The organism is Mycolicibacterium rhodesiae (assembly GCF_002086695.1).
Taxonomy (GTDB): Bacteria; Actinomycetota; Actinomycetes; order Mycobacteriales; family Mycobacteriaceae; genus Mycobacterium; species Mycobacterium rhodesiae.
Genome location: NZ_MVIH01000014.1, coordinates 75,459 through 100,685 on the forward strand (window position 1 = coordinate 75,459; position 25,227 = coordinate 100,685).

Sequence of the window (25,227 nt, forward strand, 5' to 3'; positions counted from 1 at the left end):
AACCCGGGCCCGAGTGTGAGCTATTCCGCCGCCGTGGAAAGTTCACCCGGAGTTACCGCGACGGGCGCGGACGCCACCAGCGGCAGCAGGATGGTGAAGCGGGTGTTGCCCGGTTCGGAGTCGACCCGGATATCGCCCTGATGCTTCTCGACGATGATCCGTCGCGCCAAATCCAGGCCGAGGCCGTCGCCCTCACCGAAGGGTTTGGTGGTGAAGAACGCGGTGAAGATCCGGTCGATGATCTCCTCCGGGATGCCCGGGCCGTCGTCACAGATCTCCACCCGGATCCGGTCGTCGCCCTGGCGGGCGGTCCGGATCGTCAGGGTGCCCCGGCCCTTCATCGCCTGGATGGCGTTGTTGATGATGACGTCCCATACCTCATTCAAACCGCCTGGGTAACAAGCGATCTCGGGAATCGACTTGTCCCACTCCTTGACCAGTTTGATGGGCTTGTCGGCGCCGACCTTGTCGCCGAACAGCGTCTTGAGCGTGCTGTGCAGCAGCTCGTGGACATTCGCGACCTGGTATTCGGCGCGGTCCATCTGCGAGTACTTCTTGGCCCCGGCCAGCAGACCCGAGATGCGCTCGCTGGCGTCGGCGATCTCGTTCATCCGCAGCTCGGTGTCGATCGTGTACTTCAGCCAGCCGATCGCGCTCTGCAGCGTGGCCGAGCAGTCCACCGAGTCGATGGACGCCTCGATGCGTTCCAGCCAGTCCACGTCGAGACCGGCTTCGACGAAGGTCGGGGCGTAATCCCAGGCACTGGCGATGCCGTGGTCCTCGAGCCAATCGCCGACCTGGTCTTCGCGGTCGGAGGTCTCGAGCGCGGACAGTTCCTGAACCTTGGACTTGGCGACCTGCTCGGCCACCTCGTCCTGGATCCGGACCAGGGTGCGCAATGCCTCGGGGCTGAACTTGCCGTCGGCGAGCATGGAGAGTTTGTGACGCATCTTGCCGACGCCTTCGCGGAGGTCGGCCACGGCCCGGGCGGTGGCCGCCGCGGGGTTGTTGAGCTGATGGGTGAGGCCGGCCGTGATGGTGCCCAGCGCCAGCAGCTTCTGGCGTTGGCCGATGATCTGACTCTGCCGCCTGCCGCCGACCATATGTCCCTCGAGCAGGTGCACGGCCATCGGGAACTCGGTCTTCATGAACTGCGCGAAGGCTTCGGCATCGAGCACGAAGAACCGCGACGGTTTCGTCACGCGTACCGAGGCCTGATAGACCTGCTCCTCGTTGGGGATGTAGGCCGACCATGCGCCGCAGTAGACGCCGCGCTGCGAGGTGCGAGTGGTCTCGACGTCGACCCCGCCCGAGCGTTTCGACATCACCAGTTCGCCGTCGAGCAGGACGTAGAAGCAGGTGGCCGGTTCGCCCTCGATGACCACCGGGCCGGCCTCGAACGTCGCGATGTGCCCGTTGTCGCACAGCGTCTGCAGCTGTTCGTCGGAGAGCTTCTCGAATAGGAACAGCGTCTTGAGCTCGTCCGGCATGCAGTGTTGACCCATATCCCTATGCCTCCGCCAGGTACCGGTGCACCAACATCACCGCCATCGACCCTTCGCCGACGGCGGCCGCCACCCGTTTTGCGGACTCGGAGCGCACGTCTCCTGCAACAAACACACCGGGCACACTTGTTTCCAGGTGGTGCGGCGGGCGGTCCAGCGTCCATCCGGCCACGTTGAGCAGGTCGGGTCCGGCGAGGACGAAGCCGTGGTCGTCGACGGCGACGACCTCTTTGAGCCAGTCGGTGCGGGGCTCGGCGCCGATGAAGCAGCACATCCGGCTGGCTTCGACGGTCTCGCGCTGACCGGTCTGCCGGTTCTCCAGGATCAGGCCGGTCAGATGGTCGTCCTCGCCGAGGGTGTCCACCACCTCGGTGCAGGTGCGCACGGTGATCGTCGGGTTCTTCTCGATCTGCTGGATCAGGTAGTGCGACATCGACGCTTCCAGCGAGGGCCCGCGCACCAGCATGGTGACCGAGCGCGCCTCGCGAGACATGAACATCGCGGCCTGCCCGGCCGAGTTGGCGCCGCCCACGATGTAGACATCCTCGCCCTTGCACTCGGACGCATCGGACACCGAGGCGCCGTAGTAGACGCCGCGCCCGACGTAGTTGCATGCCGGATCGTCGGGGTTGTCCCAGCAGCCGGTGACCTGCAGCTGGCGGTAGGCCACCCCGGTCGCCAGGATGACGGCGCGGGCGGCGATGGTGCTGCCGTCCTCGAACTCGATGGTGCGTGCGGTGCCCGCTTCACCGGCGGAGAGCTTGATCGCCTTGCGGGTGGTGATCACCTCGGCGCCGAAGCGCTCCGCCTGCCTGCGGGCCGACGTGGTGAGTTCGGCGCCGGAGACGCCGGTGGGGAAGCCGAGGTAGTTCTCGATCCGGGAGCTGCGGCCGGCTTGGCCGCCGGTGGTGGTCTCCTCGATCAGGACCGTCTTGAGTCCTTCGGAGGCGCCGTAGACCGCCGCCGCCAGCCCGGCCGGCCCGCCGCCGATGACGGCGAGGTCGTACATCTCCAGCGACGGGCTGGTGGACAGTCCCAGCATCGCGGCCAGCTCGGCATCGGTCGGGTCGACCAGGATCTGACCCTGTTCGCTGATGACCACCGGCAGCTGGAACTCGTCCAGGCCGCCCGCGTCCAGCAGCTGCTTGCCCTTGGGCTCGTCGGCGTTGAACGCCCGGAACGAATGCAGGTTGCGGGCCAGGAACTGGCGCACCTCCCACGAACGTTCGCTCCACCGGTGCCCGATCACCTTGGTGTGCGGGATGGCCCGGTCACCCGTGGCGTGCCAGGCCTCCAGCAGCGCGTCGATCACCGGGTAGAGCTTTTCCTCCGGCGGATCCCACGGCTTGAGCAGGTAGTGGTCGAGGTCGACGACGTTGATCGCGTCGATCGCGGCGTGGGTGTCGGCGTAGGCCGTCAGCAAAACCCGACGAGCCATCGGGTAGACGTCCATCGCCTCTTCGAGGAACTGGATGCCGCTCATCTGCGGCATCCGGTAGTCCGCGACGAACACCGCGACGGTTTCACCGCGCAGCTTCAATTCGTTGATCGTTTCCAGCGCGTCGAGCCCGGATTCTGCGCGGACGATCCGATACCGCTCGCCGTAGTGACGGCGGAGGTCACGTGCCACGGCACGCGAGACGGCGGGGTCGTCGTCCACGGTGAGAATCACCGGTTTGCGGGGCTGGGGGGCGGGTCCAGTCATCACCGTCAAGTATGCGCCTGGTGTCCAGTGCTTATTAGGGTGGGCTTTGCAGGCTCGGGGTTCCCGCCGCACAGTGTTCGCTTGCAGGTGAAGCTGAGGTCAGAGCCGCTCCGACGCGTTTTGGAGTAGCGCGCCCGAGCGGGTATCGTTGACCAACGGTGCGGATTCCGCGCCGACTCTTGCGTGCCCTGTCTGGGGAAATCCTGGAATTTCCCGCTCCCGGCTCACGTTTTGCAGTCGGGGCGAATGCTGCCCCAAACCGAGAAAGCAGGATCGAAGAGGACATGGCCAAGAAAGACGGTGCCATCGAGGTCGAGGGCCGCGTGGTCGAGCCCCTGCCCAATGCGATGTTTCGCATTGAGCTGGAGAACGGACACAAGGTACTCGCTCACATCAGCGGCAAGATGCGGCAGCACTACATCCGCATCCTTCCCGAGGACCGGGTGGTGGTGGAGTTGTCTCCCTACGACCTGACCCGCGGGCGCATTGTGTACCGGTACAAGTAAGCCCGACCCGATCGCCAGCACTCAAAGACAAACCGACCGAGAACTAGAAGGATCGAACAGCCGTGAAGGTGAACCCGAGCGTCAAGCCGATCTGCGACAAGTGCAGGGTGATCCGCCGGCATGGGCGGGTCATGGTGATCTGCTCTGATCCGCGCCACAAGCAGCGGCAGGGTTAAGCCCTCGACGCACAGCACCACCCACAACTGAATGCAGACCTCCCAGTACCACTGATCGGAACGCCGATCATCCACGTCCGGCACGGAGGCCGGACCCCGAAAGACGGGGAACGGACTGGGATCAGACCTCCGCATAGAGAAGGAATCACTGCCTGATGGCACGTCTCATGGGCGTTGATCTCCCGCGCGACAAGCGCATGGAGATCGCGCTGACCTATATCTACGGCATCGGCCGTACCCGTAGCCAGGAAATCCTGGACGGCACCGGCATCGACCGGGACCTGCGCACCAAGGACCTCACCGATGATCAGGTGACCCAGCTGCGCGACTACATCGAAGGCAACCTCAAGGTCGAGGGCGACCTGCGCCGCGAGGTTCAGGCCGACATTCGCCGCAAGATCGAGATCGGCTGCTACCAGGGCCTGCGGCACCGCCGTGGCCTGCCGGTGCGTGGCCAGCGAACCAAGACCAATGCGCGTACCCGCAAGGGCCCCAAGCGCACCATCGCCGGCAAGAAGAAGGCCAGGTAACCCCGGATGGCACAGGCAAAGAAGGGCACCGGCGCGAAGAAGGGTCAGAAGACCCGTCGCAGGGAAAAGAAGAACATCCCGCTCGGCGCCGCTCACATCAAGAGCACGTTCAACAACACGATCGTCTCGATCACCGATCCCCAGGGCAACGTCATCGCCTGGGCCTCGTCGGGTCACGTCGGCTTCAAGGGGTCGCGTAAGTCCACCCCGTTCGCCGCGCAGCTCGCCGCCGAGAACGCTGCCCGCAAGGCGCAGGAGCACGGCGTGAAGAAGGTCGACGTGTTCGTGAAGGGCCCGGGTTCGGGCCGCGAAACGGCGATCCGCTCGCTGCAGGCTGCCGGCCTCGAGGTCGGCGCCATCTCCGACGTCACTCCGCAGCCGCACAACGGCTGCCGTCCGCCCAAGCGGCGCCGGGTCTAGGGAGGATAAAGAAAAATGGCTCGTTATACCGGACCCGCCACCCGCAAGTCGCGCCGCCTCGGCGTCGACCTGGTCGGTGGAGATCAGTCGTTCGAGAAGCGCCCCTACCCGCCCGGCCAGCACGGCCGCGCGCGGATCAAGGAGAGCGAATACCGTCAGCAGCTGCAGGAGAAGCAGAAGGCTCGCTTCACCTACGGCGTGATGGAGAAGCAGTTCCGCAAGTACTACGAAGAGGCCAACCGGTCCACCGGCAAGACCGGTGAGAACCTGCTCCAGATCCTGGAGACCCGGCTGGACAACGTCGTGTACCGCGCCGGACTGGCCCGTACCCGCCGGATGGCTCGCCAGCTGGTCAGCCACGGCCACTTCACCGTCAACGGTGTCAAGGTGAACATCCCGAGCTACCGGGTGTCGCAGTACGACATCATCGACATCAAGGACAAGTCGCTGAACACCTTCCCGTTCGAGCTGTCCCGGCAGACCGCCGGCGAGCGCCCGATCCCGTCCTGGCTGCAGGTCGTCGGGGAGCGTCAGCGAATCCTCGTCCACCAGTTGCCGACTCGCGAGCAGATCCAGGTTCCGCTCGCCGAGCAGCTGATCGTCGAGTTCTACTCGAAGTAAAGAAGACGACGCAGTCCTCTGCGGGGCCAACCGGTCCCTGTGGATCACTTAACGGCATCAAATAGCGGGTGCCGAGAAGGAGATAGAAAAACCATGCTGATTTCTCAGCGCCCCACACTGAGCGAAGAGGTCATCGCCGAAAACCGGTCGCAGTTCGTCATCGAGCCGCTGGAGCCGGGATTCGGTTACACCCTTGGCAATTCGCTGCGGCGTACGCTGCTGTCGTCGATCCCCGGCGCAGCCGTCACGAGCATCCGCATCGACGGTGTGCTGCACGAGTTCACCACCGTGCCCGGTGTGAAGGAAGACGTCACCGACATCATCCTGAACCTCAAGGGCCTCGTCGTCTCCTCCGAGGAGGACGAGCCGGTCACCATGTACCTGCGCAAGCAGGGCCCGGGTGAGGTCACCGCCGGTGACATCGTCCCGCCCGCCGGCGTGACGGTGCACAACCCGGATATGCACATCGCGACCCTCAACGACAAGGGCAAGCTCGAGGTCGAGCTGGTTGTCGAGCGCGGCCGCGGCTATGTGCCTGCCGTGCAGAACAAAGCCTCGGGTGCCGAAATCGGCCGCATCCCGGTCGATTCCATCTACTCGCCGGTGCTGAAGGTCACCTACAAGGTGGAGGCCACCCGCGTCGAGCAGCGCACCGACTTCGACAAACTGATCCTCGATGTCGAGACCAAGAACTCGATCAGCCCGCGTGACGCCCTGGCGTCGGCCGGCAAGACACTGGTCGAATTGTTCGGTCTGGCACGGGAACTCAACGTCGAGGCCGAGGGCATCGAGATCGGCCCGTCGCCCGCCGAGGCCGATCACATCGCGGCGTTCGCGCTGCCGATCGACGATCTGGACCTGACCGTCCGTTCGTACAACTGCCTCAAGCGTGAAGGTGTGCACACCGTTGGCGAGCTGGTCGCCCGCACGGAGTCCGATCTGCTGGACATCCGTAACTTCGGCCAGAAGTCGATCGACGAGGTCAAGATCAAGTTGCACCAGCTGGGTCTGTCGCTCAAGGACAGCCCGGCCAGCTTCGATCCGTCGGAGGTCGCCGGCTACGACGTCGCCACCGGCACCTGGAACAGCGATGCGGGTTACGACCTGGACGCCGAGCAGGACTACACCGAAACCGAAGAGCTCTAAGTTCACCACCGTCCCGGTCCTACCTGATACGGGGACCGGCCCCATTTAGGAGAAGTCGCAATGCCCAAGCCCACCAAGGGTCCTCGCCTCGGCGGGTCGTCCTCGCACCAGAAGGCGATTCTGGCCAACCTGGCCACCTCGCTCTTCGAGCACGGCCGGATCAAGACCACCGAGCCCAAGGCGCGGGCGTTGCGGCCGTACGCGGAGAAGCTCATCACCCACGCCAAGAAGGGTTCGCTGCACAACCGGCGTGAGGTGATGAAGAAGATCCGTGACAAGGACGTCGTGCACGCTCTCTTCGCCGAGATCGCGCCGTTCTTCGCCGACCGCAACGGCGGCTACACCCGCATCATCAAGGTCGAGCCGCGCAAGGGCGACAACGCCCCGATGGCGGTCATCGAACTGGTTCGGGAAAAGACGGTGACCTCGGAGGCCAACCGGGCTCGCAAGAGCTCGGCCGCCAAGGCTGCGCCGGTGGCTGCCGCTGCCGCGCCGCAGGCTGCGGTGGAGCCCGAAGAGGCCGTTGGGCCGGAGGCCGAAGAGCCGATCGAAGCCGTCGAGGCCGAAGATGCCGGCATCGCCGACGCTCAGACCGCGGAGGCTGCCGAGGAGCAGGCCGAGGAATCCGCCGAGGATTCGGACGCTGACAAGTCCTGACGCTGTGAGTACGAACGAGCCCGTCACCGATAGCGGTGGCGGGCTCGTTCGTCTGCGACTCGACATCGCCTACGACGGAACCGAATTCACTGGTTGGGCGGCACAGGAAGGCCACCGCACGGTCGCGGGTGTCCTCGAGGAAGCGCTCTCGACCGTCTTCCGGGAGCCGGTCCGGGTCTTCGGGGCCGGTCGCACGGACACCGGAGTGCACGCCTCCGGCCAGGTGGCCCACCTCGACGTCCCGACCGACGCCCTGGCCCACGCGTATCCGCGCCACGCCCGGCCCGGAGACGCCGAGTTCCTGCCGCTGGTGCGCCGGCTGGCCCGCTTCCTGCCGCAGGACGTACGGGCACGCGAAATCAGCCGCGCCCCAGCTGGATTCGATGCCCGCTTCTCGGCGTTGCGTCGGCACTACGAATACCGGCTGTCGCTGGCGCCCTACGGTGTCGAGCCGCAGTCCGCGAGGTACGTGACACCCTGGTCGAAGCCGTTGGATGTCGACGCCATGAATTCGGCGTCCCGGCATCTGGTGGGATTGCACGATTTCGCCGCCTTCTGTCGCCACCGGCCCGGTGCGACGACCATCCGCGACCTGCAGCGCCTGGACTGGGTGCGTGACGGCGATGCGGTGACGGCCTACGTCACCGCTGACGCGTTCTGCTGGTCGATGGTGCGATCACTGGTCGGTGCGCTCCTCGCGGTCGGGCAGGGGCGTCGCGAACCATCCTGGTGCGCAACGCTGTTGACCGCGGACGCGCGTTCCAGTGACTTCGCCGCAGCGCCGGCTCGAGGTCTGACGCTCACCGGAGTGGACTACCCGCCGGATGACGAACTCGCCGGGCGCATCAGGATCACCCGCGACCTGCGGACGCTGGACAAGCCTTAAAGCTTGCCCGCAACGAAATCGGCAGCCTGGTCGATCATCCCGGCCTTCTGGTAGGCGGCGGCGAGGTGGTCGGGCCAGTTGGCTTCCCAGGTGTCCGGATCGGCGGGATTGCAGATCGGATCGGCGCCGTGGCACAGCTCGATGGTTCGGTCCCGATACTCGGGGCTGAAATTCGTGATGGGGCCCAGCCATTGGGTTCCGTTGCCGAACAGCGCGACGGCCGCGATGTGGCTCCCGGCGTCCGGGGGCAGCAGAGTCTTGAAACCCATGATCGGGATCGGAACTGCCAGAACCATATCCGTGGCCGCCGCACCCAGCGAGTAGCCACCGAGAACCAAACGCGTATTCGGGCAATTGTTGATGTTGTAGATGATGCGCTGGCTGATGTCATTGGCGCCGATGTCGACCTGGTTGTCGGCGGGATACTTCGCCGCGTAGAGGCCGATGTTGCGGTGGACGCGCGAGCGCAGTGCGCTGACGAACTGATTGCCGATGATTCCCGCGCCGGGGGATTCGAGGCGGCCCCGCGCGAAGATCACCTCCACATCGGGGCAGCCCGCAGCGGAAGCCTGCGGCGCCGCTAGCACTGCATCGCCGGGCAGTGCAGTCGGGCCGAGCGCCATCGCGGCGGCCGCGACGACTACCGTGACCGCACGGGCCAACGTCCCCCGAATACGCATGAATCAGAGCCTGTCTGCGGTGAATTGGGCGGCCTGGTCAACCAGACCCGAGCCGATGTACGCGTCCTGCAGGTGCGAGTTCCAGTTGTCGGCGAGGGTGCTCGGATCGATCCCGTTGCAGATCGGGTCGTCCACGTTGCACTGGTCGATGGTCTTGGGCCCGTAGACCGGACTGTTGGCCGCCGACACCGGGCCGAAGATGCTGCGGGTGCCATTGCCGAACAACACCACCGCCGCCACGTGATCGGCGACCGAGGCGGGCAGCGGGGAGTTGAAGCCGAATTGCGCCTTGTTCGAGCCGACTACGACGTCGACCACGGCGGCTCCCAGTGAATAGCCGCCCGGCACCTGACGGGTGTTGGGGCAGTTGGTCGCCATGTACTGCATGTGCCTGCTGAGGTCGTTGGCACCGGGGACGATGTCCCAGTCGGCGATGTAGTTGACCCCGTACACCCCGACGCTCTTCGGGGTCTTGCCGCGCAGCGAATCGACGAACGCCTGGCCGATGCGGCCGATGCCCGGCGGTTCGAAGCGTCCGCGCGCGAAGATCACCTCCGCGTCGGGGCACTCCGCAGCCGATGCCACCGCCGTCGGCAACAGGGTTGCGGCGACGGACATCACCGCCGCCGCCGCGCTCAGAACCGTTTTCGCGCGCATGCCAGCCATGGTAGACGAGCCTGGGAGAATGCTGGCAGCAAATAAAATCGCGCGGCTACAGCAGGCCGGCGAGGAAGCCCGCGGCCTGCGCTGGTGCGTCGGTTCTCTCGTAATCGGTGTGCGCGAACGGATTGCGGCCGCGCGAGCAGATCGGGTCCCCGTCGTTGCAGAAGTCGACGCCCTTGCCTGCGAACGCCCCGCCGGCCGACGTGATCGGGATGCTGAACTTGGTGGAGGGATTGCCGAAAACCGCCAGCCCGGCGACCCGGTTGGCCAGGTTGCCCGGCAGTGGCGGCGCCGAACCGATGTCACCGACCTTATTGCCCAGTGGGGGAATGCCGACCAGCATGTCGACCACCGCGGCACCTTGGGAGTAGCCGCCGAGAACGAACTTCGTCGCCGGGCACGCGGCGGCCATGCTCGCGATGTGATTCGTGGCGTCGGTGGCGCCGTCGGCGGCACCCAGGAAGTCGTAGGTCGCGGGGTAGTCCACCGCATAGGCGCTCACCGAGCGTCCACCGAGTTGACCCTGCAGGTTGTCGACGAGCGCTTGTCCGACACGGCCGATACCGGCGGGCTCGCTGGTGCCGCGGGCGAAGACGACCTCGACGTCCGGGCACGGGCCGGCGGCCTGGGCGGCCGGAGCAACGGCGAACGGTGTCAGGATCGACAGGGCAGCCATCGAGGCAACGCCGAGTTTGCGGGCTGGTGTCACGGTCGAGCGAGCCATGCTGATGAGATCCCCTTGCTTTGCCGGCGTTCGGCTAATAGTCACACACGGGGCTGGGCGGCCCCAACTTCCTCGCCACCTACAGCAGCCCGGCGACGAACGAGGCGGCTTGAACCGCCGACCCGTCACTGTTGTAGATGCGGTGGGCCTGGACGTCGTCGCCACTGCTGCAGATCGGGTCCCCGGCGTTGCACAGATCGATGGCCCGCCCGCCGTAGACGGCGCTGCTGGTCAAGGGCAGACCGACCTTGGTGGTGGGGTTGCCGAAGACGGCCAGCGCGGCGATGTGGTCCGGCACGTTCGGCGGCAGCGGGTTGTTGAAGCCGACCGCAGGGAAGGGCACCGAGGTGATGATGTCGATGATCGCCGCGCCCTGCGAGTACCCGCCCAGCACCAATCGGGTGTTCGGGCAGTCGTTCACCACACCCTGGATGAACGCACTCGCATCGTTGGCGCCGTTGGCGGCGGCCAGGAAGTCGTAGCTGGCGGGGTAGTTCACGGCGTAGACACCCATCGAGCGGTTGCCGATCTTGCCGCGCAGCGAGTTGACGAATGCCTGCCCGACCCGCCCGATGCCCGGCGGCTCGTCGGTCCCGCGGGCGAACACCACCTGCACGTCATTGCAGGCCGCCGCCGCGGTCGGCAGTGCGGCAGGGCTGACCAGCGCGAACATTGCGGTGAGGACGGCAGCGGAGGCGGCCAGCAGGAGACGCTTCGGCGCAGCGGTTGATGTCACATCTGGATGTTACAGATGAGAGCGGAGTTTCATTCCCGACGTTTGCTTGCGCGCCGCGAAATCAGCCCCGCGCGGCGACTTCCTCGATCGGTCCGGCATCGGGCCACGTCGCTGCGGTGACCTCCGCGCTGCGGTCACCCTGGCGGGCCAGTGCCAGGCCTGCAAGCACCACCACACCGCCGACAGCTTGTACTGCGGTAACCGCTTCACCCAGCAGCACCCACGCCGACAGCACGGCGAACAGCACTTCGCCGAGGCCGACCAGAGAGGCGAAACTCGGGCGCAACCGCGCCACCCCGCTGATGCCCAGCGTGTAGGCGATCGCGGTGGCTACCACGGCCAGCATCAGCACCGGAACCCACCAGGGCACGGTCAACCCGGCGACAACGGCGTCGTTGGCGGTGAAGATCAGCGGCATGACGCCGGTCAGGCCCAGCAGCAGCACGGCGATCGTGCCGACCACGAGGCCGCCGGCGGCCAGGGTGATCGAGCTCAGTCCGCTGCCGTCGGCACTGACCGCATCGGACATCATGAAGTAGCAGGCCGCGCAGACCGCCGCGCCCAATCCCCACAGGACGCCGGCCGTGTTGATGTGCGCGCCCTCGAAGACGTTGAGCACCAGCATGATTCCGGCCACGGCGAGCGCCACTCCGGTCAGTGTCATGGTGCGGGGGCGCCGGCGGGTGGTTCCCCAGATCCAGCCCACGACGAGGATGGGTGCGGTGTATTCGAGCAACAACGCCACGCCGACCGACAGGTGAGAGACGGCGTTGTAGTAGCAGAGTTGGGCCCCGGCGATCGGGATGAGCCCGTAGGCCACCACGACACGGGCGTGCGTGCGGGCCTCGCGGACCCAACCGGGTTTGACGATGGTGGCGAAGATCGCCATCACGAGCGCGCCGCCGGCGAGTCGGGCGGTCACGGCGGCGGTCGGTGACCAACCGGCGCCCATCAGTGATTTGGCGAATGGCCCGGACATGCCGAACGTGAATGCCGATCCGATGGCGAACATCAGCCCAAGCCGGAAGTGGTCGTGGGTGCGGACCGGCGTCGACATGAGGCACTCTCCGGATGTAATGAGTAAAATAGATGTTGGTCATGACACTACGTCCGGAGGAAGTCATGAGTCAAATGCTTTTCAGTCATGACACAGAGCTCACGTTGCGTGCTGCGTGTGCGCTGATCAACAGCGACCGCGTCGACGGCGAGCAGCTGGGCGACCAGCCCGCTCTGGACCACTACTTGGACAGCTACGGCTGGACCGGCCGGCGCGATCGCGATGACGCCGAGGTGTCGGCGGTGCACACGCTGCGGAACCGGCTGGGCCGGATCTGGGCAGCCGCCGCCGACGAGGAACGCGCCGTCGGGCAGATCAACGCGTTGCTGTCCGACACCCGCGCAGCCCCGTGGCTGACCCGCCACCCCGAGATGCCCGAGTGGCACCTACACCTGGCGTCCATCCATGATCCGCTGGCCCAGCGGATGGGTGCCGAGATGGCGATGTCACTGGCCGACCTGGTGCGCGCCGGTGAACTGCGCCGGCTCAAGATCTGTGCGGCCCCGGACTGTGAGGCGGTGTTGATCGACCTGTCCCGCAACCGCTCCCGGATGTTCTGCGACACCGGCAACTGCGGCAATCGTCAGCACGTCGCCGCCTACCGGGAGCGCCGCTCGAAAGAGGGGGCTGTTGATGAGTGACATCGCCTCGTAGGCGGGTGTTCTAGCGTCACCCAAATGGCGGCCCGCCCACCACTTCGAGCTCACTTCAGTGCGCAGCGATTCCTGGTGCGCCGCCTGGAGTACGCGGTCCTGGCGCGGCAGATGCCGGCCCGGCACGACCCCGTGCGGGCCAGGAAGCTGTCGCTCGTGATCGGCTGCGGTGTGGCAGGGGTTGGCCTGGTGCTCGACACGATCCTGGGATCGACGGCCCGCCACGTCATCCCCGTCGACGCGACGGTGGTGATGGTGCGACAGTCCGGCGCCCTGTTCGTCAGGATCGACGACCGTCTCCGCCCGGTGGCGAACCTGACGTCGGCCCGCGTGATCCTGGGTTCGCCGGCCACCCCGCGACTGGTCGACGACGCCGCGCTCGGCGATACGCCTACCGGTCCGATCTTGGGAATCCCCGGCGCGCCTGCATCATTCGGACGGGTGACGGCGCCCCGCGAGGTCAGATGGACGGTGTGCGACGACGCAGACGGGAACACCACCGTCGCCGTCGGCGACGACTCCATGCCGCCCCACCTGGATCCGCGCGCCGCCGTCGTCGCCACAGTGGCGCACGGTGACGGGTCGGCCTACCTGCTGTACGACGGCACACGCGCCATGCTCGATCCCGGCGACCCGGCCACCGCGCGCGCCTTGCGGATCACCGAAACGACACTGCGCACGGTGTCCCCGACCGTGCTGAACACGATCCCCGAAGTACCGGCGATCGGTGCCCCCCGGATCGCCGGAATGGGACAACCATCCGGCGTGGCCGGTGTCGCGGTCGGAACCGTCCTGCGCGTCGTCGGCACCGAGTCACCCGAGTACTACGTCGCGTTGCCGGCTGGGCTTCAGCGCATCGGTCGGCTGGCCGCCGAACTCATCCGGTTCAGCGACCCGGCCGCGCAGGCCGAGATCACCGAAGTGCCACCCGAACTGATCGCGCGCAGCCCGCTCGTCGACACCCTGCCGGTCGGCGCATATCCCGATGAGCCGCCCGCACTCCTCGGTGCCGGTGACGACGATGTCTGTGCGACCTGGATGTCCGGACACAGTGGAGTCGCCGTCGGACCACACCCCGGCGGTCACCCCGGCACAGTCACCCTGGCCGGATCCGACGGGGACGGCCCCGCCGTCGACAGCGTGCGGATGACCTCCGGAACCAGCCTTGATGTCACCGGCGGGCCGGGGACGGGGCGCTACCTCGTCACCAGCGCGGGAGTTCGTTTCCCCGTGCCCGATTCGGCGACCGCCGCGCTCGGGCTCAGCGGTGCGCCTGCCCCGGCACCGTGGTCGATCGTCGGCGTACTGCCTGCCGGTCCCCAACTGGATCGAGATGCCGCCCTAGTCGGCCGCGACGTCCTCGGTGCGGCGCCGTAGTCGCACCGATGCCGCAACAATGCCGGCCACGCACAGCGCCGCCGCGCTTCCCGCGACCGCGTAACGGTGGTTGTCCGCGGGCCGGGTCGGCAGTGGAACCGCCGCCCGCACTGCCTGATGCGCCGGCGGCGTGTTGGTGTGATCGCTGAGTGCGGCCAGCGGGTCGATCACGCCGTTGCCCACCGCGGCGTTCCAGCCTGGCGCGGGGTGATGTGCGGTGGCCTCGATGCGCGTCATCACCTGGCGGGCCGAGAGCCTCGGGAAGCGTGACCGAACCAGGGCCACCACGCCGGCGACGATAGGGGCGGCGTAGCTCGTACCTGACATCGAGGCCTGTCCCGCCGGCGTCGGCAAGGCGTTGATGACGCCATCGCCGTCTGGATCCAGGGACACGATGTTCTCGCCCGGGGCCGCGACGTCGACCCATGGGCCGTTGAGGCTGAACTCCGATGGCGCGCCGTCGGGGCCCACCGAGCCGACCGTCAGGACGTAGTCGTCGTACCACGCCGGGCTCGCGATCACACTCGGCTGTGCCGTGGTGTTCTGAGCAGGGCACTGGCCATCGCCGCCGACATTTCCCGCGGCGACGACCACCACGGAATCCTTGACATCGACCGCGTACGACAGCGCGGCGCCGAGGGCGCGGTCGTCCAGACTCGACTCGGCACAGGCCACCGACGAGATGTTGATCACCGACGCGCCCATGTCCGCGGCTGTCCGCACCGCCATGGCCAGAGTGCTGACGTCTCCGAAGCCGAGGTCACCGGGATCGGCCACGGGACCGAACTTGTTGCTGGACTGTCGGATTCCGATCAGGGTGGCCTCCGGAGCGATCCCGGTGAACCCCGTCCTATCCGTCTGATCTGGTGCGGCGGCGATGATGCCCGCGACGACGGTACCGTGTCCGTCGCAGTCCTGTCTGCCATCGCCGGTCGACACATAGTCGCCGCCCGCAACCACATCCGGCAATCGACGATGCGCGGCGATCCCGGTATCGATCACCGCGACGCGCTGACCCGCTCCACGCGTCAGCCGCCAGACCGCTGTCGCGTCGAAACCGGCCAAGTGCGATGCCGATGAGCCGGCGCCGGCTTGAAGGGGAACCGTGCACGGCCGGCGTTGTTCGGTCGGCCGGGGTGGGGCGGGCGGAGCCGGTGACGGCAGCAGTGAATTGTCGATCGGAGGCGGGACGACGGCGAATGTGGGTGGCGCACAATGTATCAACATGAGCAGCGACGTTGCGAAGGCGGATGCGATCCGCACGGTGAGCCTCACCAGGCCGCACCGATCTCAGCGAGCCCGCCGAACATGCCCGCTGCCGCGCAGCCGCCGGGTACGACCGCCGCACCGAGCATCAGCTCCACGATCGAGACCGCCCGGCGAACCGCCGGGGAGGTGCACGCCGATCCTCGATGCCCAGCCCACACCGCCCCGGCGCCGATGAACGCAAGGGCCCCGCACAGCCATGGGATGCAGTGCGGTGCGGCGACGGCGCACAAGCCGGCGAGCGCGGTCACCGTGATCCCGGACGAAATGCCCTGCACGACAGTTCGATACAGTGCGCTCTCCTGAACGAGCCGGATAGTCAGCAGCGCTGCGATGATGGTGAGGAAGATCGCCGCAGAAAGTGGATGTGAGGTGGTCGCTGCCGTGACGGCCGCCCCGAGAGCCGCCGCCACGGCCGCCGTCGCCACGACCAGCGTCAGCCGGTGATGAGCCAGTCGCGCCCTGGCGTTGAGGTCAGCATCGTCAAGGCCGGCCCTCGCCAGGCCGGAACTGTGGATCGACAGCCGCGCCGACGCCGCCAGCACAGCCACTGATCCGATAGCCAGCATCGGCCCACTGGCCTCGGCGGCCCAGCACCCTGCCACCGCACCCATGGCCGGTACTGCCGCCGCCATCGCCACAACAGCCAGCGGAAGGAAAACCTCAGGGGCACAGCCCAACAGGCGCCAGGCCACCAGCGAGGTCGACCCGATCGCGGCCATCGCCACGAGGAACGTCGGCATCGCGGGCGGGCCCAACGGAAGCAGGGCTGCACTCAGACCAGCGAAGACAACAGCCAGTACGCCGAGGCTCACCACCGTCACCCGGCCGGCAGCTGATCGGCACGCGGTGGCCGCACCGGTCAGCGCCAGAAGCGCTGCGATTGCGGCGATTACGGGATGCTGGCCTGCAGTCGGGTCTAGAACCGCGCGTCCCAGCAATACCAGCACTGTCGCGGCTGCCCACGCCAGCACGCAGTGACCGCCGCCGCACCGGGTGGGTCGCCACGTGGGTTCCGGCAACGCCGCAATCGCATCGGCAACCGCGCTACTCGCGTCGAACCGGGTGATCGGCGCCGTCCGCTCGGCCGTGGTGAGGATCAGGAGTTCACCGTCGTGGATAGCCGCTTGCGCGAGTGTCGTCTGCGGATCGAGCCGTTGCCCACAGACGCGGGTCAGATGCGGATCGGCGCCGCTGAACTCCGCCGCGCCGATCACATCGACCACGGCGGGTATCAGCTCGGCGATCGGTATGCCGGCGGGCAGGGTGACGTCTGTTTCCCGGTCGGTGGTACGGATCGACACCCGGTAGGTCTGGTCGGCAGCAGTCATGACAGCGGACGTTAGTGATCTCGCGGGGGTGTCGAACTCCGCTGTCCACAGGTGAATTGCCGGCCTGGGCCGACGGTGTCTACCGTCCGGGCATGAATCGGGCTGCCCGGTCGGTGATCGACTTTCCGACCGACGATCTGGTCGTCGATGCGTTGCCTCGTACCGAGCCGAGGTCGAGTGTGTCGCGGCTCGTGCCGCTTCTGACGGTCGGCGCGGTGGTGGCCATCGGTGCCGTGATGTGGGGGTCCGGGGCTGCTTCACGCGGCCCGACCGCAGTGCTGCTGCCGGTCATGATGGCGGCGTCTGTGGTCGGCATGGCGCTGCAGGCCGGTACCCGGCGACCGGGCCGCGGGGCCGACCGCCAACGCAGGCGCTATCTGAATCATCTCGATCAGCTCAGCGAGCAACTGCGGGAAACGGTGCAGCGCCAACGATCAGCATTGCTGGCGGGACATCCGGAGCCGGCGGTGTTGTGGACCCTGGCCGGCGGCCCACGGATGTGGGAGCGCAGCGATCAGGATCCGGACTTCTGCCATGTCCGGGTCGGCGTCGGCCGACACCGGCTGGCTCGCCGGATCGTCGTGCCGCCCGTCGGTCCCGCGGATGAGCTGGACCCGGTGACCGCCGATGCGTTGCGGCGCTTCGTGCACCACCACGCGACGGTCGACGATGTGCCGGTCACGATCGCGCTGCCCAGGGTTGATGTGCTGGCCGTCGACGGCGATCCGTCGAGTGCGCGTGCCCTGGTCCGTGCAATGCTCTGCCAGCTGGCCGTGCTGCACAACCCGACGAACCTGATGATCACAGCGGATGTCAGCGCAGAACATCGGCAGCAGTGGGACTGGCTGAAGTGGCTGCCGCACAACGATAGACGCGACCCCGGGGGCGGGTATCGGATCGTCATCGTCGACGGAGCGGATCACCGAATGCATGTGGGGCCCGGCACCACCGTCATCGCCGTCGGGCCGGTGGAACACGACCCGGAACCACGATCCCTGCGGGTCGACGGGGACACCCTCGCGGTGCGCAGTGGCGCGGGCATCGAGGAGTTCGCCACCGCCGATGCCATGACGATCATGCAGGCGCGGACGTGTGCGCGACGCCTGGCGCGGTACCGCCGCCAGGACAGCGGATTCGGCGTGAGTTGCCCCGAGTCGGACGTTCTCTGGCCAGAGTTACCGCCGGCCGAGCGACTCCGGGTCGAGCTCGGCGCAGCAGTGGACGGCGAACCGGTCGCGCTCGACATCAAAGAGCCCGCCGACAGTGGCCACGGTCCGCACGGGCTGTGCGTCGGTGCGACGGGCTCGGGAAAATCCGAACTGTTGCGCACGATCGCGGCAGGGCTCATTGCCCGCCATTCGCCGGACGATGTCAATCTCGTCCTCATCGACTTCAAAGGCGGCGCGACGTTTCTCGGCCTGGAACGCCTGCACCATGTCGCCGCCGTCATCACCAACCTGGCCGACGCCGCGCCTCTGGTGGCGCGCGCAAAGGATGCGCTCGGCGGCGAGATCAACCGTCGTCAGGAGCTCCTCCGGCGAGCGGGAAATGCGGTCAATCTCGCCGCGTACCGGCGACGTCGACTCGTGGATCCCAGCCTGCCCCCGCTACCGACATTGTTCGTCATCGTCGACGAGTTCGCCGAATTACTCACCCATCAGCCAGATTTCGCGGATCTGTTCGCGATGATCGGGCGGGTCGGCCGCTCACTGGGCGTCCATCTGTTGCTGGCGAGCCAGCGCCTGGACGAGGGTCGCCTGCGCGGCCTCGAATCGCATCTGTCGTATCGCATCTGCCTCAAGACCGCGACGGCCGCGGAATCGCGAGCGGTACTCGGCGTCACTGATGCCGCCGAGCTTGCGGCCACCCCGGGGGCCGCACTGCTGCGCACCGGAGACGGGCAGTTGGTGCGCTTTCAGGCGACGTACCTCGGTGGGCCGGCACCCAGCAGTGTCAAGACAGCGAAAGCCGCATCCGTGGCGCTGTTCACCCGGGAACCCGTCGCGCCGTCACTGCCCGACGACGCCGCCGGATCGCATCGAACCGCGCTCGATGCGATCATCGACCGGTTCAGTGGCCGTGGAACGCCGGCGCACCGGATGTGGCTTCCGCCGCTCACCAGATCGGTGAACCTTGCTGAGCTGCCGCACGGTCCGGGTCGCGATCGTGCGGTGGCGATCGGCGTGATCGACCTGCCGTTCGAGCAGCGACAGGCACCCATGACCGTCGACCTCAGCGGCGCACTCGGCAATGTTGCGGTCGTCGGAACGTCACAAAGCGGAAAGTCCACGACGGTGCGGTCGCTGCTCACTGCGATGTCTGCGTGTCACGATGCGCGACGGATCCAGTTCTACTGCATCGACTTCGGTGGCGGCACCCTCGATTCGCTGCGACGGTTGCCCCACGTGGGATCGGTCGCCGGCCGGGGCGAGACCGAGTTGGTGCGCCGGACGGTCAGCCACGTCGGCGCCATTTTGTCCGCTCGGGAGAACAGGGTCGATGTCGACCCGTACGGTGAGGTCTTCCTTGTCGTGGACGGTTGGTCGAGCCTGCGGGAGGAATACCCCGATCTCGAGGGAGCGATCGCCGGCATCGCTTCCCGCGGTCTGTCGTTCGGGATCCACCTGGTCCTCACCGCCGGTCGGTGGGCCGACATCCGGCCCTCGCTCAAGGACCAGATCGGCACCAGAATCGAACTGCGACTGGGGGACCCGATCGACTCGGAGATGGATCGCAAGCAGGCGGCGCTCGTTCCGATCGACGTGCCGGGGCGCGGCATCACCCGCGACGGCAACCACTTCCTGATCGCCATCCCGGACGGCGGTGACATCGTCTGCGACCGGTCGTGGCAGGCGCCGCCCGTTCGACTGCTGCCCGGACACATCGACCACACCGCGGTCGTCGAGATGGCACCCGCCGACATGGACGGCGTTCTGCTCGGTCTTGGTGAAGACCAGTTCGCCCCGGCGGCTGTGGACTTCCGTCGCCAGGCGCACCTGCTGGTCCTCGGCGACCGGGAGTGCGGGAAGACCGCGGCGCTACGGACACTGTGTCGCGAGATGCTCCGCGCCACGACAACGCAACCCGCATTGCTGTTCATCGTCGACTACCGGCGTGGCCTGCTCGATGTCGCCGATGCGGACCACGTGCTCGACTACGTGTTCTCCGAACACCGACTCGCCCAACGACTTCCCGGCATCATTTCACTGCTGCAGACCAGATTGCCCACCGCCGACACCACGATCGAGCAGCTCCGGGCGAGATCGTGGTGGACCGGACCGGAGATCTACGTCGTGGTCGACGACTACGACGTGGTCGCCGTCACGTCACCGGATGCGTTGAGTCCGCTGCTCGCACTGCTGCCGCACGCCGCCGACATCGGGCTGCACATGGTGATCGCCCGACGCTGCGCGGGATCTGCGCGGTCGATGTTCGAACCCCTTCTGGCGCACGTCCGGGACAGCGGGTGCGGCGCGCTGCTGATGAGCGGCAGCTCCGACGAGGGTCCGCTGATCGGCCACCACCGCGCAACCGAGCGCTCGCCCGGCCGCGGACTGCTGGTGACGCGGGCCGGCTCCGAGCTGGTCCAGGTCGGGTGGAGCCCACCGTGACGGTGCTGGAAGTCGGTCCCGCACTGGTCACCCGGTTGACGCCGCGCCCTCAGCGAACGGGGGAGCAGGAGTTGGTCATGGCCGCACTCGCCGGCATCGACGACACGGTGGTGCTGTTTCGCGAACGTCCGGTCGCCGTCGCCGACCTGTGGCGAAAGATCTTCGCCGACAGTGTCGAGGAACGCTGCGAGACAATGACTGTCGTGCACCCGTCATGGTGGGCACATCACCGGGTGTCCCGACTTGTCGATGCTGCGGCGACAGTCGCCACCGAGGTTCTCGCGCTGCCCCGCGCCGCGATGCTGGCCGCAGGCGAGGCCGCCACCGTCATCGAGATCGCCGACGAATTCGTGGCCGTCATCTGCGACGGCCGCGATCCGGTGACACGCATTCGTCCGGACCATCCACTGGATCTCGCCGAGATCATCGAGACACCCGATCGTGCGGCCGTTCTCATCGACGCTCCACCGGGAGTAAGCGGTGCGGCGGAGTACGCCGAGAGCCTGCGTACCGCACTGTGTCGGCGCGGCAAGGATGCGCGGATGGTACGGATGCCCGCCATCCCCGACCCGTCCGAGCCGAAGTCGACGGTCGAACCCGGCCCTGCCCCACGGCGACAGGTGCGGGGGGCGGCAGCCGTGGCGGCCGGCATGGCGTTGACACTGTGCGCTATTGGAATGGCCGCGGTCCGCACGGGTCCGGCGGCGCGGACTCCCGACGGCATCTACATCGTCGAAGGCCGCGTCACGCTGCGGATCCCGCCGGACTGGGTGGTCACCCGCGTCACGGCCGGCCCTGGTTCGCGCCGCGTCCAGGCCAGCTCGCCGGCCGATTCGAACACGGCCCTGCACATCACCCAATCCTATTCTCCTGAAGAAACGTTGGATCAGGCCGCCGCGACGCTGAGCAAGGCTATCGCTGAGCAGCCGCGCGGTGTGTTCGTCGACTTCAACCCCGCGGACCGGCGTGGCGGGCGCCCAGCAGTCACCTACCGGGAAGTCCGCATCGCCCGCGAGATCCGGTGGGCGGTGATCCACGACGGGTCGACCCGCATCAGCATCGGTTGCCAGACTGCGCAAGGCCGGCTCGACTCGATCACCGAGCCTTGCGAGCAAGCCATTGAATCCGCGCACGAAATCAGTGGAACCGGAACGGGCTCGTGAGCGTCGAAACCATTGTAAGACTGGATAACTCGATCCGAAGGACGACACGTGACGACACTGAGCACCGACTTCGACCTGATGCGCTCCGTCGCCGCGGCGGCCGACACCCGCAATGACGAGATACGGGTTTTGTTGCGCGGCTTCATCACCCGCATGGAGTCTGTACCGCCCACAGTCTGGGGCGGATCGGCGGCCGCCCGATTCCAGACCGTCGTGGCGCACTGGAACAACGAGTCCACCAAGCTGTCGCAGGCGCTTGCGGGGATCGCCGACACGATCAGAAACAACGAACACCAACTGCGTGAGGCCGCGCAACTGCACGCGCAGCGCATCGCTGCCGTCACCGAGCACCTCTAGGTAAGGAGCATCTCCGTGGACCCCGTCCTCTCTTACGATTTCGCCGAGATCGACGCGGCGGTACTCGCCGACATCCAGAGCACGTCCGCGCGACTCGGCGCGGCCCTGGACGATCTCAGCCGGCAGATCGCGCCGCTCCAGCAGGTGTGGACCCGTGACGCCGCGGCGGCATATCAGGCCGAACAGGCGCAGTGGCACCAATCCGCGTCGGCGTTGCGCGACATCCTGGTCCGACTGGGGGTTGCTGTGCGTGACGGGGCGGCCGACGTGGCCGATGCCGACCGTCGCGCCGCCGGGATGTGGGGCTGACGGCGTCCCTCGATCTCTGTGCGGCCCCCGCGGAGGAGAGCCAACGGGGCCGCACAGTCATCCCGGACGATCGCATCCGATGCTCACATGACTGTCGAGATCTGGCGTATCGTGACCGCACGCGCGCCGGTCTCCGGTGACCGCACGCAGGAGTGTGATCGCCGATGGGCATATCCAGAACGACGCGAACCGGTGCCGGTGACGCCCGGCCGTCGGCGCTTTTGCGCGCGGTCCATGAGCTGTTCGTCGCCGGCGAGGTCGACGCCAGCTACCTGGAATCGAGCTCGCTGCGACCGATCGTCGCCAAGAGCTGGCAACGCAGCCTGGCCAAGGGTGTCGACCCGGACGGTGCGGCCCAACCCTCCCCGGTGGGGGAGAAATTGGCCCGCCTGCGTGAGGCGCATCCGCTGGCACCCGCACTGCCCGTGATCCGCAGGCTGCTCGTCGACGATGCCGCCGGGTCCGGGGTGGTCGTCGCCGTCAGCGGTGCCGACGGCACGCTGCTGTGGGTGGAGGGTGACCCCAACGCCTGCCGGCGTGCGGAGGCCATGAACTTTGTGCCGGGGGCGGACTGGAGTGAGCGCGGCGCCGGGACGAACGCGCCCGGTACCGCGCTGGCTGTGGACGCTGAGCTGCAGATTCACGGGTCTGAGCACTTCTCCCGGGTGGTGCAACCGTGGAGTTGTACGGCGGTGCCCGTGCATGACCCCACCACCGGTGCCCTGCTCGGCGCACTCGACCTGACCGGCGGATCGCGGGTCGCCACCCCGCAGGCCCTGGCGCTCGTGCGCGCCACCGTCGTCGCCGTCGAAACGCACCTGGCGCTGCTGCGGCTGACCGGCGGACCCGTCGAAGCCGCGCAGCCACGACCCCGGCTGACCGTGCTCGGATCTGAACGCCCGCGCTGGCTGGTCACCGACGAGTTCGGGCACCTGCGCGCCACCACACTGACCGGTAGGCACGCCGACATCCTGGTGCTGTTGAGCCGTCACCCCGAAGGTCTGAGCGCTGACCATCTGGCGATGCTGCTCGACGACAAGGACCTGGACGTCGTGACGGTGCGTGCCGAGATGTCGCGGCTGCGCAAGGTCGTCGGCGCAGACGCCATCGAGTCGCGACCGTATCGGCTGATGGTGCCGATCACCACCGACATCGGCGAGGTGTACGAGGCCCTCGATGCCGGAGATGTGACCGCGGCGCTCGATCGGTATCCGGGACCGCTTCTGCCACAGTCGATCTCACCGGCAGTCGGGAGATTGCGCACAGAGTTGGCCATGACATTGCGGGGCGCGGCGTTGGCGACCGGCGACCCCGCGGTGTTGCGCCGTTGGCTGGACAGCCCGGACGGCCGCGACGACCGGGACGGGTGGCGCGCGTTGCACGACGGCACCCTGCCCGGCTCCGTGCAGCAGGCCCAGGCCCGCGGCAAGCTGGCCGGACTGGACTTCGACCTGGCGTGAGCCGCGCGTGCAACGGTGCGCGAACGAGTGCAACCGTGCTGCAACCCCGTACTGCCTACCTTCAGTGACGACCGACACATTTCGTCGTCTTGACCAGGTAGGAGAACACCATGACCGTATACGCGAGGCCCGGTACGGAGGGCTCGCTGATGTCCTTTGCGGCCCGCTACGAGAACTTCATCGGTGGTGACTGGGTCGCTCCGGTGGGCGGTTTGTACTTCGAGAACCGCACGCCGGTGACCGGTGAGGTGTTCTGCGAGGTGGCGCGTTCCACCGAGGCCGATATCGAGCTGGCCCTGGACGCCGCCCACGCCGCGGCACCCGCCTGGGGGAAGACGTCCGCAGCCGAGCGGGCTCAAGTCCTCAACAAGATCGCTGACCGTATCGAGGCGAATCTGGAGTCGATCGCGCTGGCCGAGTCGTGGGACAACGGCAAGCCGATCCGGGAAACGCTCAACGCCGATATTCCGTTGGCGGTCGACCACTTCCGCTATTACGCCGGCGCGATCCGCGCCCAGGAAGGCTCGCTGTCTCAGATCGATGAGGACACCGTGGCCTATCACTTCCACGAGCCGTTGGGGGTGGTGGGGCAGATCATTCCGTGGAATTTCCCGATCCTGATGGCGGTGTGGAAGCTGGCGCCGGCGTTGGCCGCGGGTAACGCGGTGGTGCTCAAGCCGGCCGAGCAGACCCCCGCTTCGGTGCTGTATCTGATCTCGTTGATCGCCGACCTGCTGCCCGCCGGAGTTCTCAACGTGGTCAACGGCTTTGGTGTGGAGGCCGGCAAACCGCTGGCGTCGAGCAACCGGATCGCCAAGATCGCGTTCACCGGCGAGACCACCACCGGTCGGCTGATCATGCAATACGCCAGCCAGAACCTGATCCCGGTCACCCTGGAGTTGGGCGGCAAGAGCCCGAATATCTTCTTCTCCGACGTGCTCGCCGCCAACGACGACTACCAGGACAAGGCATTGGAGGGGTTCACGATGTTCGCCCTCAACCAGGGCGAAGTCTGCACCTGCCCGTCCCGCAGCCTGATTCAGGCCGACATCTACGACGAGTTCCTGGCCATGGCGGCCATCCGCACCAAGGCGGTCCGGCAGGGCGATCCGCTCGACACCGAAACCATGATCGGGGCGCAGGCCTCCAACGATCAGCTCGAAAAGATCCTGTCCTACATCGAGATCGGCAAAAGCGAAGGCGCCCAGATCGTCACCGGCGGTGAACGTGCCGAGCTCGGTGGCGACCTCAATGGCGGATACTACGTCCAGCCCACGATCTTCACCGGGGACAACGCGATGCGCGTCTTCCAGGAAGAGATCTTCGGACCCGTCGTCGCCGTCACATCATTCACCGATTACGACGACGCCATCCGCATCGCCAACGACACCCTCTACGGCCTCGGCGCCGGAGTCTGGAGTCGCAACGGCAACACCGCCTACCGCGCCGGCCGCGACATCAAAGCCGGCCGGGTGTGGACCAACTGCTATCACCAGTACCCCGCCCACGCCGCGTTCGGCGGCTACAAGCAGTCCGGCATCGGCCGGGAAAACCATCTGATGATGCTCGACCACTACCAACAGACCAAGAATCTCCTCGTCTCCTACTCCAACACAGCCCAAGGCTTCTTCTGAGCGCTCGCGCGACGAAGCGAAGACACCGTTGAGGCCGACAACCACTTTCACGAA

General features: G+C 67.2%; 25 protein-coding genes. 16 read left to right on the top strand and 9 right to left on the bottom strand.

What is annotated here, in order from left to right:
- Positions 1-20 precede the first annotated feature (20 nt).
- Both BST42_RS23165 and BST42_RS23170 read right to left on the bottom strand, forming a co-directional pair.
- Positions 21-1,505 (bottom strand): ATP-binding protein, encoded by a 1,485-nt coding sequence (locus BST42_RS23165; protein WP_083121673.1) that lies wholly within the window; start codon positions 1,503-1,505, stop codon positions 21-23.
- Positions 1,506-1,509: 4 nt separating this feature from the next.
- Positions 1,510-3,210 carry an NAD(P)/FAD-dependent oxidoreductase gene (locus tag BST42_RS23170; protein ID WP_083121674.1) on the bottom strand — a complete coding sequence of 567 codons (1,701 nt, stop codon included), beginning with the start codon at positions 3,208-3,210 and terminating at the stop codon, positions 1,510-1,512.
- Positions 3,211-3,494: 284 nt separating this feature from the next.
- Between BST42_RS23170 and infA the strand changes: the two genes are divergently transcribed.
- The 8 genes from infA (at position 3,495) to truA (ending at position 8,152) form a co-directional block, all read left to right on the top strand.
- On the top strand, positions 3,495-3,716 hold the full coding sequence (gene infA, locus BST42_RS23175) for a translation initiation factor IF-1 (protein WP_005140011.1): 222 nt from the start codon (positions 3,495-3,497) through the stop codon (positions 3,714-3,716).
- A 62-nt stretch (positions 3,717-3,778) separates the two neighbouring features.
- Positions 3,779-3,892 (top strand): 50S ribosomal protein L36, encoded by a 114-nt coding sequence (gene rpmJ, locus BST42_RS23180; RefSeq protein WP_003879483.1) that lies wholly within the window; start codon positions 3,779-3,781, stop codon positions 3,890-3,892.
- 155 nt (positions 3,893-4,047) lie between these two features.
- The gene (gene rpsM / locus BST42_RS23185) at positions 4,048-4,422 is read left to right on the top strand and encodes a 30S ribosomal protein S13 (protein WP_036340806.1); all 375 of its coding nucleotides are present in this window, start codon (positions 4,048-4,050) and stop codon (positions 4,420-4,422) included.
- 6 nt (positions 4,423-4,428) lie between these two features.
- On the top strand, positions 4,429-4,842 hold the full coding sequence (gene rpsK / locus BST42_RS23190) for a 30S ribosomal protein S11 (RefSeq protein WP_083121675.1): 414 nt from the start codon (positions 4,429-4,431) through the stop codon (positions 4,840-4,842).
- A gap of 15 nt (positions 4,843-4,857) precedes the next feature.
- Positions 4,858-5,463, top strand: a complete 606-nt coding sequence (gene rpsD, locus BST42_RS23195; protein WP_036340802.1) for a 30S ribosomal protein S4 — start codon at positions 4,858-4,860, stop codon at positions 5,461-5,463.
- 93 nt (positions 5,464-5,556) lie between these two features.
- Positions 5,557-6,609: a DNA-directed RNA polymerase subunit alpha gene (locus BST42_RS23200; RefSeq protein WP_071949501.1), complete on the top strand. Its 1,053-nt coding sequence runs from the start codon at positions 5,557-5,559 to the stop codon at positions 6,607-6,609.
- 60 nt (positions 6,610-6,669) lie between these two features.
- Entirely contained in the window at positions 6,670-7,266 is a 597-nt protein-coding gene (rplQ, locus tag BST42_RS23205) for a 50S ribosomal protein L17 (protein ID WP_083121676.1), read from the top strand.
- Complete coding sequence (gene truA, locus BST42_RS23210) at positions 7,178-8,152, top strand: tRNA pseudouridine(38-40) synthase TruA (RefSeq protein WP_083121677.1); 975 nt, start codon at positions 7,178-7,180, stop codon at positions 8,150-8,152. Before rplQ ends, truA begins: the two co-directional genes overlap by 89 nt.
- Here truA and BST42_RS29175 read toward each other — a convergent pair.
- From BST42_RS29175 to BST42_RS23230, 5 genes are all read right to left on the bottom strand, one after another.
- Positions 8,149-8,775 (bottom strand): cutinase family protein, encoded by a 627-nt coding sequence (locus BST42_RS29175; RefSeq protein ID WP_435406063.1) that lies wholly within the window; start codon positions 8,773-8,775, stop codon positions 8,149-8,151. The genes truA and BST42_RS29175 overlap by 4 nt on opposite strands.
- Positions 8,776-8,835: 60 nt before the next feature.
- Positions 8,836-9,498 (bottom strand): cutinase family protein, encoded by a 663-nt coding sequence (locus BST42_RS29180; RefSeq protein WP_435406062.1) that lies wholly within the window; start codon positions 9,496-9,498, stop codon positions 8,836-8,838.
- A 46-nt stretch (positions 9,499-9,544) separates the two neighbouring features.
- Positions 9,545-10,219: a cutinase family protein gene (locus tag BST42_RS23220; protein WP_083121678.1), complete on the bottom strand. Its 675-nt coding sequence runs from the start codon at positions 10,217-10,219 to the stop codon at positions 9,545-9,547.
- Positions 10,220-10,298: 79 nt separating this feature from the next.
- Positions 10,299-10,892: a cutinase family protein gene (locus tag BST42_RS23225; protein WP_083121714.1), complete on the bottom strand. Its 594-nt coding sequence runs from the start codon at positions 10,890-10,892 to the stop codon at positions 10,299-10,301.
- A 124-nt stretch (positions 10,893-11,016) separates the two neighbouring features.
- A complete protein-coding gene (locus BST42_RS23230) occupies positions 11,017-12,012 on the bottom strand; it encodes an EamA family transporter (RefSeq protein WP_083121679.1) in 996 nt (331 codons plus the stop codon).
- A 74-nt stretch (positions 12,013-12,086) separates the two neighbouring features.
- On the opposite strand from BST42_RS23230, the gene BST42_RS23235 reads away from it, so the two are divergent.
- Together BST42_RS23235 and eccB are read left to right on the top strand one after the other, a co-directional pair.
- Positions 12,087-12,653, top strand: coding sequence for a CGNR zinc finger domain-containing protein (locus BST42_RS23235; protein ID WP_083121715.1), 567 nt, complete (start codon positions 12,087-12,089; stop codon positions 12,651-12,653).
- Positions 12,654-12,689: 36 nt separating this feature from the next.
- Positions 12,690-14,042, top strand: coding sequence for a type VII secretion protein EccB (gene eccB / locus BST42_RS23240; RefSeq protein ID WP_083121680.1), 1,353 nt, complete (start codon positions 12,690-12,692; stop codon positions 14,040-14,042).
- On the opposite strand, the gene mycP is transcribed toward eccB, so the two are convergent.
- Both mycP and eccD read right to left on the bottom strand, forming a co-directional pair.
- Positions 14,007-15,269, bottom strand: a complete 1,263-nt coding sequence (gene mycP / locus BST42_RS23245; protein WP_083121716.1) for a type VII secretion-associated serine protease mycosin — start codon at positions 15,267-15,269, stop codon at positions 14,007-14,009. The two genes, eccB and mycP, sit on opposite strands and share 36 nt — an antisense overlap.
- A gap of 44 nt (positions 15,270-15,313) precedes the next feature.
- On the bottom strand, positions 15,314-16,639 hold the full coding sequence (gene eccD / locus BST42_RS23250) for a type VII secretion integral membrane protein EccD (protein WP_083121681.1): 1,326 nt from the start codon (positions 16,637-16,639) through the stop codon (positions 15,314-15,316).
- A 92-nt stretch (positions 16,640-16,731) separates the two neighbouring features.
- On the opposite strand from eccD, the gene eccCb reads away from it, so the two are divergent.
- From eccCb to exaC, 6 genes are all read left to right on the top strand, one after another.
- Positions 16,732-20,250 carry a type VII secretion protein EccCb gene (gene eccCb / locus BST42_RS23255; RefSeq protein WP_083121682.1) on the top strand — a complete coding sequence of 1,173 codons (3,519 nt, stop codon included), beginning with the start codon at positions 16,732-16,734 and terminating at the stop codon, positions 20,248-20,250.
- A complete protein-coding gene (locus tag BST42_RS23260) occupies positions 20,247-21,413 on the top strand; it encodes a type VII secretion-associated protein (protein WP_133057506.1) in 1,167 nt (388 codons plus the stop codon). Before eccCb ends, BST42_RS23260 begins: the two co-directional genes overlap by 4 nt.
- A gap of 48 nt (positions 21,414-21,461) precedes the next feature.
- Positions 21,462-21,770 carry a WXG100 family type VII secretion target gene (locus BST42_RS23265; RefSeq protein ID WP_083121684.1) on the top strand — a complete coding sequence of 103 codons (309 nt, stop codon included), beginning with the start codon at positions 21,462-21,464 and terminating at the stop codon, positions 21,768-21,770.
- 15 nt (positions 21,771-21,785) lie between these two features.
- Positions 21,786-22,079, top strand: a complete 294-nt coding sequence (locus tag BST42_RS23270) for a WXG100 family type VII secretion target (protein WP_083121685.1) — start codon at positions 21,786-21,788, stop codon at positions 22,077-22,079.
- Positions 22,080-22,243: 164 nt separating this feature from the next.
- Positions 22,244-23,539 (top strand): GAF domain-containing protein, encoded by a 1,296-nt coding sequence (locus tag BST42_RS23275; protein WP_083121686.1) that lies wholly within the window; start codon positions 22,244-22,246, stop codon positions 23,537-23,539.
- A 110-nt stretch (positions 23,540-23,649) separates the two neighbouring features.
- Positions 23,650-25,173 (top strand): acetaldehyde dehydrogenase ExaC, encoded by a 1,524-nt coding sequence (gene exaC / locus BST42_RS23280; protein ID WP_083121687.1) that lies wholly within the window; start codon positions 23,650-23,652, stop codon positions 25,171-25,173.
- The last annotated feature ends 54 nt before the right edge of the window (positions 25,174-25,227 follow it).